Source organism: Actinoplanes oryzae (genome assembly GCF_030757795.1).
Classification (GTDB): domain Bacteria; phylum Actinomycetota; class Actinomycetes; order Mycobacteriales; family Micromonosporaceae; genus Actinoplanes.
In genome coordinates this window covers 1-14,944 of the sequence record NZ_JAUQWH010000201.1, presented here as the reverse complement: position 1 = coordinate 14,944, position 14,944 = coordinate 1, and the positions used below count along the sequence as shown (strand labels likewise).

General features: G+C 74.1%; 13 protein-coding genes. 9 read left to right on the top strand and 4 right to left on the bottom strand.

Translation table 11 applies throughout. The features are described from left to right. Together RBH18_RS38570 and RBH18_RS38565 are read left to right on the top strand one after the other, a co-directional pair. On the top strand, positions 1–1,711 hold a 1,711-nt coding region (locus RBH18_RS38570), incomplete at its 5' end, for a M48 family metallopeptidase (protein WP_306215453.1). A gap of 274 nt (positions 1,712–1,985) precedes the next feature. Continuing rightward, a complete protein-coding gene (locus RBH18_RS38565; RefSeq protein WP_306215452.1) occupies positions 1,986–2,477 on the top strand; it encodes a hypothetical protein in 492 nt (163 codons plus the stop codon). Between the two features lie 63 nt (positions 2,478–2,540). Here RBH18_RS38565 and RBH18_RS38560 read toward each other — a convergent pair whose 3' ends face one another. Both RBH18_RS38560 and RBH18_RS38555 read right to left on the bottom strand, forming a co-directional pair. Next, on the bottom strand, positions 2,541–3,788 hold the full coding sequence (locus RBH18_RS38560; protein WP_306215451.1) for a prolipoprotein diacylglyceryl transferase: 1,248 nt from the start codon (positions 3,786–3,788) through the stop codon (positions 2,541–2,543). An 11-nt stretch (positions 3,789–3,799) separates the two neighbouring features. Then, entirely contained in the window at positions 3,800–4,444 is a 645-nt protein-coding gene (locus RBH18_RS38555; RefSeq protein ID WP_306215450.1) for a hypothetical protein, read from the bottom strand. 317 nt (positions 4,445–4,761) lie between these two features. Between RBH18_RS38555 and RBH18_RS38550 the strand changes: the two genes are divergently transcribed. From RBH18_RS38550 to RBH18_RS38525, 6 genes are all read left to right on the top strand, one after another. Further along, entirely contained in the window at positions 4,762–7,896 is a 3,135-nt protein-coding gene (locus RBH18_RS38550; protein ID WP_306215449.1) for a sensor histidine kinase, read from the top strand. Further along, a complete protein-coding gene (locus RBH18_RS38545; RefSeq protein ID WP_306215448.1) occupies positions 7,897–8,313 on the top strand; it encodes a roadblock/LC7 domain-containing protein in 417 nt (138 codons plus the stop codon). Further along, complete coding sequence (locus tag RBH18_RS38540; RefSeq protein ID WP_306215447.1) at positions 8,303–8,689, top strand: DUF742 domain-containing protein; 387 nt, start codon at positions 8,303–8,305, stop codon at positions 8,687–8,689. Before RBH18_RS38545 ends, RBH18_RS38540 begins: the two co-directional genes overlap by 11 nt. Beyond that, positions 8,670–9,266, top strand: a complete 597-nt coding sequence (locus tag RBH18_RS38535; RefSeq protein ID WP_306215446.1) for a GTP-binding protein — start codon at positions 8,670–8,672, stop codon at positions 9,264–9,266. The genes RBH18_RS38540 and RBH18_RS38535 overlap by 20 nt, the downstream gene beginning before the upstream one ends. Positions 9,267–9,608: 342 nt before the next feature. Further along, complete coding sequence (locus RBH18_RS38530; RefSeq protein WP_306215445.1) at positions 9,609–10,664, top strand: lactonase family protein; 1,056 nt, start codon at positions 9,609–9,611, stop codon at positions 10,662–10,664. Positions 10,665–10,753: 89 nt separating this feature from the next. Further along, positions 10,754–12,523, top strand: a complete 1,770-nt coding sequence (locus RBH18_RS38525) for a substrate-binding and VWA domain-containing protein (protein ID WP_306215444.1) — start codon at positions 10,754–10,756, stop codon at positions 12,521–12,523. Between the two features lie 158 nt (positions 12,524–12,681). Here RBH18_RS38525 and RBH18_RS38520 read toward each other — a convergent pair whose 3' ends face one another. Then, entirely contained in the window at positions 12,682–13,812 is a 1,131-nt protein-coding gene (locus RBH18_RS38520; RefSeq protein WP_306215443.1) for a PP2C family protein-serine/threonine phosphatase, read from the bottom strand. Positions 13,813–13,864: 52 nt separating this feature from the next. On the opposite strand from RBH18_RS38520, the gene RBH18_RS38515 reads away from it, so the two are divergent. Beyond that, the gene (locus RBH18_RS38515) at positions 13,865–14,338 is read left to right on the top strand and encodes a MarR family winged helix-turn-helix transcriptional regulator (RefSeq protein WP_306215442.1); all 474 of its coding nucleotides are present in this window, start codon (positions 13,865–13,867) and stop codon (positions 14,336–14,338) included. On the opposite strand, the gene RBH18_RS38510 is transcribed toward RBH18_RS38515, so the two are convergent. Next, the coding region (locus RBH18_RS38510) for an ROK family protein (protein ID WP_306215441.1) at positions 14,326–14,944 on the bottom strand (619 nt) is incomplete at its 5' end. The genes RBH18_RS38515 and RBH18_RS38510 overlap by 13 nt on opposite strands.

Here is a 14,944-nt window from a genome sequence, read left to right as displayed (position 1 = left end):
CGGCGGCCGCCGCGACTTCTATCTCGGCCTGCCCCTGCTGCAGGCCTGGGACGCCGCGCACCTGCGCGCGGTCGCCGCCCACGAGCTGGGCCACTTCTCCCCGCGGCTGGGCCGCCTCGCCCCGTTGGCCTGGCGCGGGCGCACCGCCGTCGGCCGCGTGGTCCCGCGCATCTCCCGGCGCAACCCGGCGGGGCCGTGGCTGCGGGCTTATGCGAGGTTCTACCGCCGCGTCGACGCCCCGTTCAGCCGGGCCCAGGAGCTGCAGGCCGACCGCATCGCCGCGGAGTTCGCCGGCCCCGAGGCCGCCGCCGCCGTGCTGCGCGACCTTCCCGCGCTCGACGCCGTGCACCGCGTCTTCCACGCCGAATACCTCGGGCCGGGCTGGCAGGCGGGCCACGTCCCGGACGACGTCTTCGGCGGCTTCCTCCGCGTGCTGGCGGCGCGGGCCGACGAGATCGCGCTGGTCCGCTCGCGGGAGCCGGCCGAGCCGGCCGCGTGGGACACGCACCCGCCGCGCCGGGAGCGACTGACCGCCCTGGCCGCCCTGGCGCCCGCGCCCGTCCCCGCGACGGCGTCGGTCTCGGCCGCTGCCCCCTCCCCGGGCGCTCCTTCCGACTCTTCCCTCGCCTCGTCCTCTTCCCTCGCCTCGTCCTCTTCCCTCGCCTCGTCCTCTTCCCTCGCCTCGTCCTCTTCCCTCGCCTCGTCCTCTTCCCCCGCCTCGTCCTCTTCCACCGCTTCCACCGCCGCCTCCTCCTCCGACGATTCCTCCTCGGCCGGCTCGGAGCCGCCGCCGGCGCCGGAGGACGACGCGCCGCAGGCGGCTCCGGAGAGCGAGCCGGCGCTCATCCCCGATCTGCCGGGGCTCGGCCGCGCGCTGCAGCAGGTGGCCTATCCCGCGCAGGGCCGCACCCGGGTCGGCTGGGACGAGTTCTTCGGCGCCGCCCGCACCGCGGAGATGCAGCGCGAGGCCGACGCCGCCCTCGCCGCCCTGTCCCGCGCCGCCGGCAGCCCCCTCGCCACCGCCGCCGACGTGCTGAAACTGGCCGAGGACGACAAGCTCGGCTCCGTCACCGAGACCGTCTTCCCGGGCCAGACCGAGGAGGAGACCGGCCGGCGCATCACCGAGCTGGTCACCCTGCTGCTCGCCCTCGCCGCCCTGCACAGCGGCGCGGCCCGCTGGCGGCACAGCTGGACGGGCACGGCCGAGCTGGTCGCCGCCGACGGCTCGCACCTCGACCTGGCCGGCCTCGCCGCGGCGGCCGTGACGCCGGCGACCGCCGCCGAGGCGCGGGCCCACCTCGCCGAGCGGGGCATCGACCTCGCCGCCAAGCCGGGCGCCGACACCCCGGCCGCCCGCCCCGAGGTCGTCGGCGGCGTGGTCAACCTGGTCGTCGACGGAGCCCGCACCGACGTGCTCATCGTCGACACCGGGCTGGTGCTGGTGCCCGGGCTGCCCCGCTCGCAGAACGGCTCCGCCAAGCGGCGGCTGGCCCGGGTCGCCGCGGCGGATCCGGCGCACCGCGAGACCGAGACGCGCTTCGTGGCGTACGCCGACGTGGTCAACGCCACCCAGCTCCGCCGCCGCAGCTGGTCGCTCGACCTGCGCGGCGGCACCACGCTCACCGTCCGCGCGGCGCTCGACAGCGACGAGCTCCCCGGCGGCTGGGCGGCCCTCGACAACGCGGTGGCCTTCCTCGCCAGCACCCGCTGACCGCCGGTCCGTCCCCAAAGGACACCTTCGTCCCCGCGCCGCGTGCTGTCGTGGCCGATCAGCCACGGAATGGCACGGCGCGAGCTGAACCGGGCGGCCGTCCGGTCCGTGTTCCCCGGCAGCGGGGTCGCATGCCCGACCGGGTGTGTGGCCGGCGCCGCGCGCGACGTCACACCGACTGCATGCGGGATCCGATTGCCGTTCGCGTAAATGGGTAGAGCAGACCCAGGTGAGCAGGGAATCATCGGGTCAGGACCGGGGGGAGGGGGCGCTGATGGAACGAGGACCCCTGGCGCTCTTCGGCGCACTCGTCGCGGTCGGTCTCGGCCCGGCGATGTGGCTCGGCGCACAGTTCGGCGAGTCGACGGTCACGCCCGAGCGGCCGCCCGCCGTCACGGTGAAGCAGAACGAGGTGCTGTCCCCGCAGGGCGGCACCGGCGCGGGCGACGACGTGCCCGCCGACCCGCTCCCGGTGCTCGGCACCACGACCGCCCCGGACCCGGTGCCGCAGCGTGCCCGTCCGGAGCGCTCGCGTCCCGCCGCGACCTCGCCGGCGCCCGGGCCGTCCACATCGGAGACGACGGCGGCGCCGACCTCGCCGAGCAGCTCGCCGGCGCCGGAGGAGACGGAGGAGCCGAGCTTCCCGCCGACCGAGTCGACCACCGAGCCGGCTCCGGACCCGACGGACGACAGCCCGTCCGTGGAGCCCGGCCCGAGCGATCCGACGGTGACCGACCCGGCCGTCATCGCGGGCTCCGAGCTGTAGAACGCGAAAGCGCGGGGAGTCCGTCGAGGTCTCACCGCGCTTCGCTGCTGAGGGCCGTTTGTCTCAGAGGCCGAGGATCCGGTTGAGGACGTCGCGGTAACCGCGCAGCTGCACGCGCAGCGCCTCGGTGTCGTCGTGCTCGCCGGCCAGCTCGTCCTTGTGCGCGCGCAGGCTCGCGGTGAGCTTGTCGACCGCCTCGTCGACCAGCTTGGCGGCCTCCTCGGCGGCCTCCTTCGGGCTGTCGACGAAGCGCAGCTGCACCTCGCGCCACCGCTCCTGGAAGCCCTGCACGTCACCCTCGGCGAAGAACGCCTTGTCCGCCGCGGGTCCGGCGGCCGGGGCTGCGGCGACGGGAACAGCCGCGACGACCGGCGTCTCCGGGGCGTCGGCCGGAGTGTCGTCCGAGTCGGCGGTCTCCGCTGCGCCGGACTGGGCGGTCTCGGCTGCGCCGGGCTGGGCGGTCTCGGCTGCGCCGGGCTGGGCGGTCTCGGCTGCGCCGGGCTGGGCGGTCTCGGCTGCGCCGGGCTGGGCGTCGAGGGCCTCGAGGTCGTGGCGTCCGGTGTCGCCGGCCGCCTCGTCGCGACCGTCGGTCTCGCTGGCGTCGACGTCCCGCGCGCCGCTGTCCGGGTGCTCGGTGCCGCCGGAGTCGCGGGTCTCGGAGTCGCGGGTCTCGGTGTTGCGGGCCTCGGTGTCGCGCAGCGGCTCGTCGGTGGCCGGGTCGACCGCCTTCGGGTCGTCGAAGCCGCCCTCGTCCTTCAGCGCCGCCTGGCCGGTCCCGTCGCCGGGGGTGTCGTCGCCGGGCGTCGCGGCGGTGTCGATCCGCTGGGTCTCGTCCGCGACCTTCGGGTCGTCGAAGGTGCCCTGGTCGTCCAGTGGCACGTCCACGACCTCGTCGCGGTGCGCGTCCTGGTCGGTGGACGCGGCCGGGTAGGTCGTGGTGTTGTCCGCGGTGGGGGACTCGACCGTGCCCACGGGGGTGACGACGGGCGCGTCCTCCGGCCGGGTGCCGGTGGCGGGTACGGTCTCCTGGTCACGGGCGGACACGGCGGCGGCGACGGGGACCGCGCCGTAGCCGGTCGGCTGGTACTGCGTACGGTCGGGGTCGTCGTCGTAGCCCTGCGCGGGCTCGGCCGGGACGCTGTCGCGGCGGTCGTCGGCCGGGGTGGCCCAGGGCGACGGCGGGCGCTGCCCGGGCACGGCCACCGGCTCGGACTGGATCCGCTCGGTGCGGTCGTCGGCGGTGTCCCGGGGGTCGCCGTCCGGCTCCCGGTCGTCGGTGGACTCGCGGGCGTCGTTGGAGAAGAAGCGCATCGTCGGACTCCTCAGCGGCTCGCGGCGTCGGGACGGGGGTCCGCGACGTCGTTGTCATGATTGTTGATTGTCTGCGAAGGAACCTTCGGCTCGCTGTCCGGCGCGACGGCGCCCTCGGAACGTACGGGATTCTCGCCGAGCAGGTCGGCGAAGAGCGCGCGGTAGTGGACGAGCGCCTGACGCAGGTCCTCGGTGTCGGCGTCGCCGGCCTTGCTGCGCTCGCTGATCGCGTGGGCGTCGCGGTAGTGCTCGAGGGTCTTCGCGTGCCGCACGGAGAGCGTGGCGAGCTGGTCGTCGTAGTCGCCGGTCGGGTAGCCGCGCTCGGCGATCAGCCGCGTGACGAGTTCGTCGGCGGTGGACACGGCCTGCTCGGGCGCGTCCACGAACTGGATCTGCACCTCTTCCCAGGCGACCGAGTAGCGGGCCTTGGACTCGGCGGACAGCGGCTTGAGCTCCAGCTCGGCGTGCCGCTTCTCGCGGTCCAGCAGCTCCTGCTCGCCGGCCGAGCGGCTGCCGGCGTCGCCGACCACCCGGTCGTACTCGGGGCCGAAGGTCTTCTGGAGGCGCTTGCGCCGGCCGGCCCGGACGCTGTAGGCGATCACGCCGGCCACGATGAGGACGACGAGGACAAGAATGATCACGGCTGTGGGGGACATCGGTCTCCTCCTTCTTCCCCCTGCCGTATTCCCACCCACCGGGCCCCGTCAATCCGGTTCCGGCGTCCCGGTCGAAAAGCCTCCGGCGGGGGTCCTGCCAGGGCAGCTGCGGGGGCGCAAGTGCGCAGTGTCGCGTGACCGACTGGTGACGGTACGGACATTGGCGACAAACGACAGAATTGGTTGTGGGGAGAGCCTGGTCGGTGTCGCCGGCATTACGTATCCTCGCGGAGGCGTGCGCAGCTCATCGACGATGGTGACCGGATCACTCGGCGGCCGTGTGCGCGTTTGTCCTGCATCCCTCCGGGCGGAGTCTCATGCCAAGCCGCAGTAGGTCGATCCGCGCGAAGATCATCGCGCTGTCCGCGGTGCCGCTCACGGCGCTGCTGGCACTGTGGGCCTTCGCCACCGTGCTGACCGCCGGGCCGGCCCTGAGCCTGCTGTCCGCCCAGCGGCTCGTCGACAAGGTCGGCGACCCCGGCGAGGTGATGGTCGCCGAGCTGCAGCGCGAGCGGCGCCTCTCGGTCGTGCTGCTGGCCACGCCACGCACGGCTGCCGCCGCCGGCACCGCCGCCGCCGCGCTCGCCACGCAACGCGCCACGACCGACCGGGCGGTCGCCGGATTCCTCAGCACGGCCACCGGTTCCGACGTCACCCGCGCGGTCGGTGACGCCGGCAAGCGGCAGCTCGCCCAGGTCCGCACCGACCTCGAGAGCCTCGCGACGGCCCGGCAGCACATCGACCGGCGCGACCTCGACCTGGTCGGCGCGCAGAACTACTTCAACGGCATCGTGGACAGCTGCTTCCGCACGTTCTCGGCCACGGCCGGCTTCGGGGCGGAGGAGGTCGACCGGCAGATCCGTGGCCTGTCGGCGGTCGGCCAGAGCCGGGAGCACCTGAGCCGCGTCGACTCCCTGCTGGCCGCGGGCTACCAGGCGGGCCGGATCAACGCCGAGATCCGCGGTGACATCTTCGCGAGCATCGCCACGTCCCGCTTCCTGGTCACCGAGGGTGTCACCGAGCTGCCCGCGTCGGACCGGGCGGCCTATCAGCAGCTCACCAGCAGTGCGGCCGCGACCCGGCTGCGCGAGCTGCAGGACGAGCTGGTCCGCACCGCCCGCGCCGGAGCCGCGGTGCCGGTGCCCGAGACCGCCTGGCAGCAGGCCTACGACGCCACGGTCCAGCAGCAGCGCACCTTCGAGATCAACGCCATCGACTCGCTCGCCGCCTCGGCCCGGCCCTACGCCGTCGACGTGCTGCTGCGCCTGGCCGCGGCCGGCCTGCTGGGGCTGCTGGCCGTCGTGATCTCGGTGCTCGTGTCGGTCCGGATCGGCCGGTCCATCGTCGGCCGGCTGGTGGCGCTCCGCGGCGAGGCCCTGGCGATGGCCGGCGACCGCCTGCCCGCGGTGGTGCGCCGGCTGCAGCGCGGCGAGTCCGTGGACGTCGACGCCGAGACCCCGCCGCTGGAGTACGGGCGCGACGAGATCGGCCAGCTCGGTCACGCCTTCAACGAGGTGCAGCGTACGGCGGTCCGGTCCGCCGTCGAGGAGGCCGACGTCCGCCGCGGCATCAACGACGTGTTCCTCAACATCGCCCGGCGCAGCCAGACGCTGCTGCACCGCCAGCTCTCGCTGCTCGACAAGATGGAGCGCCGCGAGACCGGCCCCGACGAGCTCGAGGATCTCTATCGCGTCGACCACCTCGCCACCCGCATGCGGCGGCACGCCGAGGACCTGGTCATCCTCGCCGGGGCGGCCCCCGGCCGGGGCTGGCGCAACCCGGTGCCGATGATCGACGTCGTCCGCGGCGCGATCAGCGAGGTCGAGGACTACAAGCGGATCGACATCGCCACGATTCAGCCGGTGGCCGTGCTCGGCCGGGCCGTCGGCGACGTCATCCACCTGATCGCGGAGCTGCTGGAGAACGCCGCCTCCTTCTCGCCGCCCACCACCCGGGTCCAGGTGGCGGGTCAGGTGGCGGCGCAGGGCTACGCGGTCGAGATCGAGGACCGTGGCCTCGGGATGTCGGCCGACGCCATCGACGAGGCCAACCGCAAGCTGCTGGAGCCGCCGGACTTCGACCCGGCCGACAGCGCGCGCCTCGGCCTCTTCGTCGTCGCCCAGCTTGCCGCGCGCCACGGCCTGCGGGTGTCGCTGCGCCCCAGCTCCTACGGCGGCATCACCGCGACCCTGCTCATCCCGACCGAGCTGGTGACCGAGGCGCCGCCCGGCCCCGGCGGGCGGACCCTGCCCGGCCTGCCCTCCGCGCCGTCCGGCCCGCAGCCGCCCGGCGGTGGACCGTCTTCCGGCACCCCGTGGCCGGCCGCCGACCGGCTCGGCCCGGCGTCCGGTGGATCCGCCGCCGCCGACGATGCCCCGGCCCGGGTCAACGGCGCGCCGGTCAACGGATCCGTGCAGGACAGCGCCCGCCTCAATGGCGCGGCCCTCGCCCGGCCCGGCGAGGCTCCCGAGGACCGGGGCATCACGGGCCCCACCCCGAGCCGGGTCCTCGACGGCCTGAGCGAGGACGGACTGGTGCAGCGTCGCCGCACCGCGCCGCGCCGCCGCCCGGACCGCCCGGCCGAGCCCCCGGCGCAGCTCCCGCCCAACCTCACGTCGCCCAGCGGCCTCGCCACCCCGTCGGGCCCGGACGTCCCGCCCGCCGCGGAGGCGCTGTCCACGCCGGAGGCTCCACCCGTTCCGCTCGGCGACGGTCTGGATGTCGACTGGCCGTCCGGGGCGGCTCCGGCGGCCGGTGGGGCCGCCGTGCCGCGCATCCCGGCCCAGCGTGGCCCGACGCCGATCTCGCCGGCGGCACCCTTCGCCGGCCCGGTGGACGCGGCGCCCACGGAGATCATCCCGGCGACGCGGGCGGAGGATGCCGGCTCCCCGGCCGGCGAGCCCGCCGAGGCAGCGCAGGGCGTCGATGTCACGGCCCCGGCTCCGGCCGAGCCCGGCAAGGTCGTGAGTGGACCTGCCGACGGCGGGGAGCCGACGGCGGACGAGCGGCTCCTGCCGCGTAGGGTGCGTCAGGCGAGTCTGGCGCCGCAGCTGCGCGCCCCGTTCGTCGAGCGGTCCGAGGAGCCGGTGACCCGCTCGCCGGAGCAGGTCCGCAGCCTGATGAGCGCCCTGCAGCAGGGCACCAACCGGGGCCGGCGGGAGGCCGCGGGGCTCGGTGGTCCGGGCGGCGCGTCGCGGAAGCGTGGCCGGGCAGCCGGGGAGCCCGGATCGGGGAAGGTCGACGCGGCGGATAGTAAGCGCGTCAATGCGGGTAGTGAGGATTCCACCGGGGCGGGGGACGATCGGCCCGGCGGAACTGACAAAGAACAGACGACAGGGCAGCCGTCGTGGTCGGAGGCAGCTACCGTCACCTTCCCGGCCGTGGACGCGGCAGGGACCGGCGGCACGCCCGACGAGCAGCACCAGGACCAACGGCCGGAGAAGGACGCATAAGTGGCACAGACGACGAACCAGAGCGCCAACCTGACCTGGCTCCTCGACGACCTCGTCGAGCGGGTGCCGGAGGCGCAGCAGGCGGTGGTGCTCTCCGCCGACGGGCTGCTCATGGGCGCCTCGGCCGCCATGAGCCGCGAGGACGCCGAGCATCTGTCCGCCATGGCCGCCGGGTTCCAGAGCCTCGCGAAGGGCGCCAGCCGCCACTTCCAGGCCGGCCCGGTGCGCCAGACCGTGGTCGAGATGGAAGAGGCGTTCCTGCTGGTCACCGCGGCGGGACTGGGTGCCTGCCTCGCGGTGCTGGCGGACAGCGACGCGGATCTCGGCCTGGTGGCGTACGAGATGGCCATGCTCGTCACCCGGGTGGGCCAGACGATGGACGCTCCCGACCGGCTGTCCGCCTCCGATGCCCACTGACCCGAGGCGCGCGCCGCACGACTGGCTGGATCACGACGCGGGTCCGGTGGTCCGGCCGTACGCGATGACCCAGGGCCGGGTGGCGCCCGCCGGCAGCGACTTCGACCTGCTGGCGTTCGTGGTGGCCACCATCCCCGACGGTCCGCTGCCCCCGGCCCTGCAGCCGGAACATCACGCGCTCGTCGGCGCGGCGTGGGAGCCGACGTCCGTTGTGGAACTAGCCTCCAAACTGGACTTGTCGATCGGGGTCGTGCGAGTCCTGCTCGGTGATCTACGCTCTGCGGGCCTCATCTCGCTCTACGAGCCCCCCGCGGCCTCCCAGCCGCATGACGTCGACGTACTCAAGGCGGTTGTCAATGGCCTCCGTGCGCTCTGACCGCGACGGCGCGCGCTCGCGGATCCCGGTCGCGCTCAAGATCCTCATCGCCGGCGGCTTCGGTGCGGGCAAGACCACCATGGTCGGCTCCGTCAGCGAGATCAAGCCGCTGCAGACCGAGGAGATCCTCACCGGCGCGGACGGCGCCGACGACGTCTCCGGCGTCGAGGGCAAGAGCACGACGACGGTGACGATGGACTTCGGTCGCATCACCATCACCGACGACCTGCAGCTCTACCTCTTCGGCACGCCCGGCCAGGACCGCTTCTGGTTTCTCTGGGACGAGCTGTCGCAGGGCGCCCTGGGCGCGGTCGTGCTCGCGGACACCCGCCGGCTGGCCGACTGCTTCCCGAGCATCGACTATTTCGAGCAGCGCGGCACGCCCTTCGTGGTCGCCGTCAACTGCTTCGACGAGCGGCGCTTCGGCGGGGAGGCCATCGGCCGGGCCCTCGACCTGGACCCCGACGTCCCCGTGGTCGAGTTCGACGCCCGCAACCCGGCGGCGGCCCGCGACGTGCTGATCGAGCTCGTGGAGTACGTCGCCCGCCGTCAGCTGGCCGCCGCCGGCCGCCGCTGAGCCCGGCCACCGGGCGTCCCGCGGCCCGGCCGCATCCGTCACGCCGCCCGGCCCGTCACGCCGCCCGGCCCGCAACGCCGCCCGAAGCGCCCGGCCCGCCCGGCCTGCCCGACCCGCCGCGCCGCCCGGCCCGCCACGCCGTCCTGTCGGCCCGGGCCGGCCCGTTGCTGACCCGGCCCGCTGCTGGCCCGGCCGCCGCTGGTCCGGCGTGCCGCTCGCTGCACCGGTGCGCCGCCTGTTCGGCGGCCGGCTGGGGCGGGGAGGCGGCGGGGGGAGGCGGCGGCGGGGATGGCACGCGACCGCGTCCGCGCGTACGGGCGGAATGTGTGATGGGATCGTGGCATGGGCGCGAATGACGAGTTTGTCTTCTTCGGGTGCTACACGGGCGAGACCGGCGGCAAGGGCGACGGCATCGTCCTCGCCCGCCGCGACCCGGCGACCGGCGCGCTGTCCCGCCTCGGGGTCGCCGCCCGCACCCCGTCGCCGTCGTTCGTGATCCAGCATCCGGCCCTGCCGGTGCTCTACGCGGTCAACGAGCTGCGGGCCGGCACCGTGAGCGCCTTCGCCATGGACGCCGAGGCGACCCTGACCCCGCTGGCCGTCCGCGCGACCGGCGGAGCCGAGCCCTGCCACCTGGCCGTCGCCACCGGCGGCACCCACCTGCTCGTCGCCAACTACTCGAGCGGCAGCGTGGCGGTGTTCCCCCTGGACGTGGACGGGGTGCCGGGCGAGCGGTCGGACCTGCTGACGCTGACCGGGTCGGGCCCGGTGGCCGACCGGCAGGAGGGCCCGCACGCGCACATGGTCGCGCCCGACCCCCACGGCCCCGACGTGCTGGTCTGTGACCTCGGCTCGGACCGCGTCTGGCACACCCGGCTGGACCCGGTGTCCGGGCGGCTCACCCTGGTGGGGGCCGCGGTGGCCGCCGAGCCGGGTACGGGCCCCCGCCACCTGCTCCGCACGGCCGACGGCGCCCTCGTGCTGGTCGGCGAGCTGGCCGGGGAACTCAGCTGGTTCCGGCGCGGGGCGGACGGCGGGCTCGTCCGCGAGGGCCGGGTCGCTTCGAGCTCGGGGAAGCCCAATCAGCCGTCCGAGGTGCTGACCGGGCGCGACGGCCGGTTCGTCTATGTGGGCAACCGTGGCCCGGACACCGTCTCGGTCTTCGCTTGGGACGGTAATGACGCGGTGCCGGTCGCCGAAGTGGCGACGGGCGGCGAATGGCCCCGGCATCTCGCCCTCCTGTCGGATCACCTCTATGTGGCCAATGAAAGGTCGCACTCCGTCACGATCTTCCGAGTCGACCCCGATTCGGGCATTCCGGTGGCCCCCGGGGAATCGGCGGCGGTGAGCAGTCCGACCTGCATCCTGCGGGCACGCGTACGCGACGAAATCGCGTAACTACGCTGAGTAAAATGAGTATGCCGAATTGCGGATACGAGTAATTTTCGGCCGAACGTACATGGCATTCGCGTCTCGGAATGCGCAGTATGGAGCGCGTGTCTGGCCGCCATCGCAGGAATTTCAGTCTCAGGGGCGCCGGTGTAGTCGCATCTGCGCTTGCCGTCGTGGTCGTGGTCGCCGGCGGCTGGCTCGGTTACCAGCAACTCTCCGATCAGGGCTGCTCCGGCCGCCTCGACCTCAGCGTCGCCACCGCGCAGGAAATCGCGCCCGCCGTGCAGGCGGCGGCGAAACGGTGGGTCGACGCCGGCGCCGAGGTCAACGGCACGTGCGTCGCCGTCAATGTCACCGGGGTCAACTCCGGCAACATGGCGTCCACCATTGCGCTCAAGCACAATGTGACGCTGTCCGGGCTCGGCGCGGCGAACAAGTCCGGCACGCTCCCCGACATCTGGATCCCCGACTCGACCACGTGGCTCATGCGGCTCAAGTCGGAGGCGCCCGGCTTCGTGCCGACCGACGGCAAGTCCATGGCCAAGAGCCCGGTCGTGGTGGCCGTGCCGGAGCCGATCGCCGAGAGCCTCGGCTGGCCGGACAAGAAGCTGGGCTGGAAGGACCTGCTCGCCAAGATGACCACCGCGGGCACGCTCAACACCGGCATCGCCGACCCCGCCCGCGACGCCACCGGCCTGGCCGGCCTGCTTGCGCTCGGCAGTGCCGCGGGCGCCTCGCCGCAGGGGCAGGAGCAGACCGTCGGTGCCCTGCGCGCGCTCGCCGCGGGCAGCTCGTCGCTGCGTGACGACCTGGTGGCGAAGTTCCCCACGTCCACGAACGCGGCCGACCTGGCGAGCGGCGTCAGCGCGGCGCCGCTGTCCGAGGCGGACGTCATCGCGTACGACGCCCAGAAGCCGGTCGTCCCGCTCTCCGCGCTCTACCTGGACCCGCAGCCGCCGGCGCTCGACTATCCGTACGCGGTGATGCCCGAGGTGGATCTCACCAAGGCCGCCGCCGCGACCCGGCTGCGCCAGGCGCTGGAGCAGCCTGCGTTCAAGAACGAGCTGGCCAAGGAGGGTCTGCGCGGCTCGGACGGGACGACCGGGGCGGGCTTCGAGACCCCGGTCGGCGGTCCGGAGACGCTCAAGTCGGCCGCCGCCACCGGCGCCAACGGGGGCACGGCCGCCGCGGGCCTCGACGCCAGCGCGATCAACAAGGCGCTGGGCAGCTGGGCGGCGATCACCGAGCCGGGCCGCGTGCTCGCGGTGTTCGACGTGTCGGGCTCGATGGCCGACAAGGTGCCCACCGCCAACAACCTGAGCCGGGCGGCGGTGACCCGGGCCGCGGCCGGGCAGGGTCTGTCGCTCTTCGACACCAAGTGGGCCGTCGGCGTGTGGGTCTTCTCCACCGAGATGAACGGCAAGCTGCCCTACAAGCAGATCGTCGACATCAGCCCGCTCTCGTCGGCGGAGTCGGAGCTGCGGGCCTCCATCGACCAGATCCGGCCGAAGGAGGGCGGCGGGACCGGCCTCTACAACACGGCCCTGGCCGCGTACAAGAAGGTGCAGGACACCTGGCAGCCGAGCCGGGTCAACTCGGTCATCCTCTTCACCGACGGCCAGGACTCCGCGCCGGAGGGCGGCATCTCCCGGGAGACCCTGGTCGCCCAGCTGAAGAAGATCCAGGACCCGCGGCGGCCGGTGCGCCTGGTCATCATCGGCATCGGCAACGAGGTCGACGCCAAGGAGCTGCAGGACATCACCGGCGCGACCAGCGCGGGCGGCGTCTTCATCGCCCCCGACCCGGCCAAGATCTCCGACATCTTCGTCCAGGCCATCGCCTCCCGATCCGGCGCCGCCGGATAAAGCGGGACAAGCCGCCGGGTAAAGCGGGACAAGCCGCCGGGCAAAGCGGGACAAGCTGGCGGGTGAAGCGGGACGAGCTGCGGGGTGAAGCGGGACGAGCCGCCGGGCAAAGCGGGACAAGGAGCGCCGCGAAGGCCGGAATGTCGCCAAGGAGGGGATCAAGCCGCGGGCGGAGTCCAGTCGACGCAGACCACCACGGCGTCGTCCTCGAGATCTCCGCTGACGAAGGCGCGAAGATCCCCGAGCAGCGACCGCACGGCCTGCAGCGGCGCCAGCGACCCGGTCCGCCGCATGAAACGCGTCAGCGCCAGCTCCCCGTAGGCCCCGGCCTCCCCGGCGGCCTCCATGATCCCGTCGCTCACCACGAAGAGCCGGTCGCCGGGCGCGAGCCGGAAGGTCTCGGTGTCGTAGTCCGAGGACTCGAACATGCCGAGCGGCAGCCCCTCGTCGAGCGGCTGCTCCAGAACCTGGCCGTCGCGCAGCACGAAGACGCGCGGCGACCCGGCGTCCACGGCGCGCACCACGCCGGTGCCGAGGTCGAGCTCGAGCATCAGGGCAGTCACGTAGGCGTTGCCGCGGTGCTGCGAGAAGATGGCCTGGTCGGCGAGCCCGGCCTGGTCGGCCAGCTCCAGGCCGGCCCGGCGGGCGTTGCGCAGGGCCTGGGTGGCGAGCGTCGTGAGCAGCGCCGCGTGGGTGCCGTCGCCCATGCCGTTGAGGACGGTCATGAAGAGGCAGCCGTCCTGCTCGGCCCAGTCGAAGCTGTCGCCGCGGACCGCGTACGCCGGCTCGAGCTGCCCGGCCAGCGAGAAGGCCGGACCGGTCCGGCTGCGCCCGGGCAGCAGCTCCCACTGCATCTCGGCGGCGAGCGTGAGGCGCCTCGTGCGGGCCGCGACGGTGTAGCGGTCGGTGCCCGCCCGGGCCGTCTGCAGCTCGTGCGCGAGGAACTCGGCGACCAGGGCCAGCTCGGTGCGCAGGCCGGCGTCGTCGGGCGCGGGGGAGCAGCGGAGGACGCCGATGCGCTCGCCCCGGACGGTCACCGGCAGGAAGACGGCGTGCCCGGCGAGCACCTCGACCTGGTGGTCGAAGGCGCGCCACGCGGGATCGCCGGGCCGGGTGACGGTCGCGCCGCCGTGCAGGGGCAGCAGGGCGCTGAGCCGGTAGTCCACCTGGTAGAGCTCCACCCCGGTGACGGCGTACTCCTTGGCGAGCACGTCGGCGAGCGCCTCCGTCACCTGATCGGCGGGCGCCTCGGCCAGCGTGCGCCGCACCTCGGTCAGCCGGTCGGCCACGGGTTCCACTCCTTCGCTCCCCTCGGTCTCGAAGGGTAGTCTCTGCTGCACCATGGCCGTACACCATGGGCCGGACGGGCCACCACACGCCGCGGCGATCGACGATGTCGCGCCCGCGTTGCTCGCTGCCTGGGACACTGCGCGGGAGCGGGTCACCCCGCACGTGTCGTGGCCGCAGTTCAACGCGCTCCTCGTGGTCGAGCGCGAGGAGGGCATCAATCTGCGCCGCCTGGCGGGTCAGCTCGACATGATCCTCTCCTCCGCGAGCCGGCTCTGCGACCGGCTCGTCGCGGCGGGCCTCGTCGAGCGGGTGCCGGGGCGGGCCGACCGCCGCGAGATCGCCCTGTTCCTGACGCCGTCGTCGCGTGCCCTGCTCGACAATCTGCGCACCACCCGCCGCCAGATCCTGGCCGAGGTGCTCGATCGGATGACCCCGGCGGGCCGCGTTGCCCTGCTGCGGGGACTGACCGAGTTCAGTGAGGCCGCCGCCCGGGATGCCCCGGACAGCGGGGCTCAAACAGCCTGATCACGGCTCAGCCACGCGGCCGGATCGTCGAGGACACCGCGCAGCACCGCGCCGGCCGCCCCGCGCACGGCGGCGTCCGCGCCGAGGGTCGCCGCCCGCAGCCGTACGGGTGACCAGTCGGCCGTCAGCACCCGGCGGCCGATCTCCGCCTGGATCGCGTCGTGCAGCTGCGGCACCAGGGGCGCGTAGATGCCGCCCAGCACCACCGTGTCGATGTCCAGCAGGTTGACGACGGTCGCCAGGGCCGTGCCGAGGGCCGTCCCGGCGACGGTGAGATCGCCCTCGGCCCGGGCGATCGCTTCCTGCCCGGCATATTGCTCCAGGCAGCCGCGCGCTCCGCACCGGCACGGTGGCCCGCCCGGGTCGATGGGAATGTGGCCGATCTCGCCGCTCCACCCGCGGACGCCCCGGTAGAGCTCCCCGTCCAGCACGATCCCCGCGCCGATGCCGATCTCCCCGGAGACATACACAAAGCTGGCCGGCGGGTCGCCGGCGGCCAGCTCCCCGAGCGCCGCCAGGTTGGCCTCGTTGTCCACCGTCAGCGGCAGCCCCGGCAGCAAGTCGCCGACCGTGACGTCCTGCCAGCCCAGGTTGGGCGCGACCCGC

Bases quoted from the DNA above. Each gene is read 5' to 3' on its own strand.
- RBH18_RS38555 (WP_306215450.1), bottom strand. From the start codon at position 4,444: ATGTCCCCCACAGCCGTGATCATTCTTGTCCTCGTCGTCCTCATCGTG.
- RBH18_RS38560 (WP_306215451.1), bottom strand. From the start codon at position 3,788: ATGCGCTTCTTCTCCAACGACGCCCGCGAGTCCACCGACGACCGGGAG.
- RBH18_RS38565 (WP_306215452.1), top strand. From the start codon at position 1,986: ATGGAACGAGGACCCCTGGCGCTCTTCGGCGCACTCGTCGCGGTCGGT.
- RBH18_RS38525 (WP_306215444.1), top strand. From the start codon at position 10,754: ATGGAGCGCGTGTCTGGCCGCCATCGCAGGAATTTCAGTCTCAGGGGC.
- RBH18_RS38535 (WP_306215446.1), top strand. From the start codon at position 8,670: ATGGCCTCCGTGCGCTCTGACCGCGACGGCGCGCGCTCGCGGATCCCG.
- RBH18_RS38515 (WP_306215442.1), top strand. From the start codon at position 13,865: ATGGCCGTACACCATGGGCCGGACGGGCCACCACACGCCGCGGCGATC.
- RBH18_RS38530 (WP_306215445.1), top strand. From the start codon at position 9,609: ATGGGCGCGAATGACGAGTTTGTCTTCTTCGGGTGCTACACGGGCGAG.
- RBH18_RS38550 (WP_306215449.1), top strand. From the start codon at position 4,762: ATGCCAAGCCGCAGTAGGTCGATCCGCGCGAAGATCATCGCGCTGTCC.
- RBH18_RS38540 (WP_306215447.1), top strand. From the start codon at position 8,303: ATGCCCACTGACCCGAGGCGCGCGCCGCACGACTGGCTGGATCACGAC.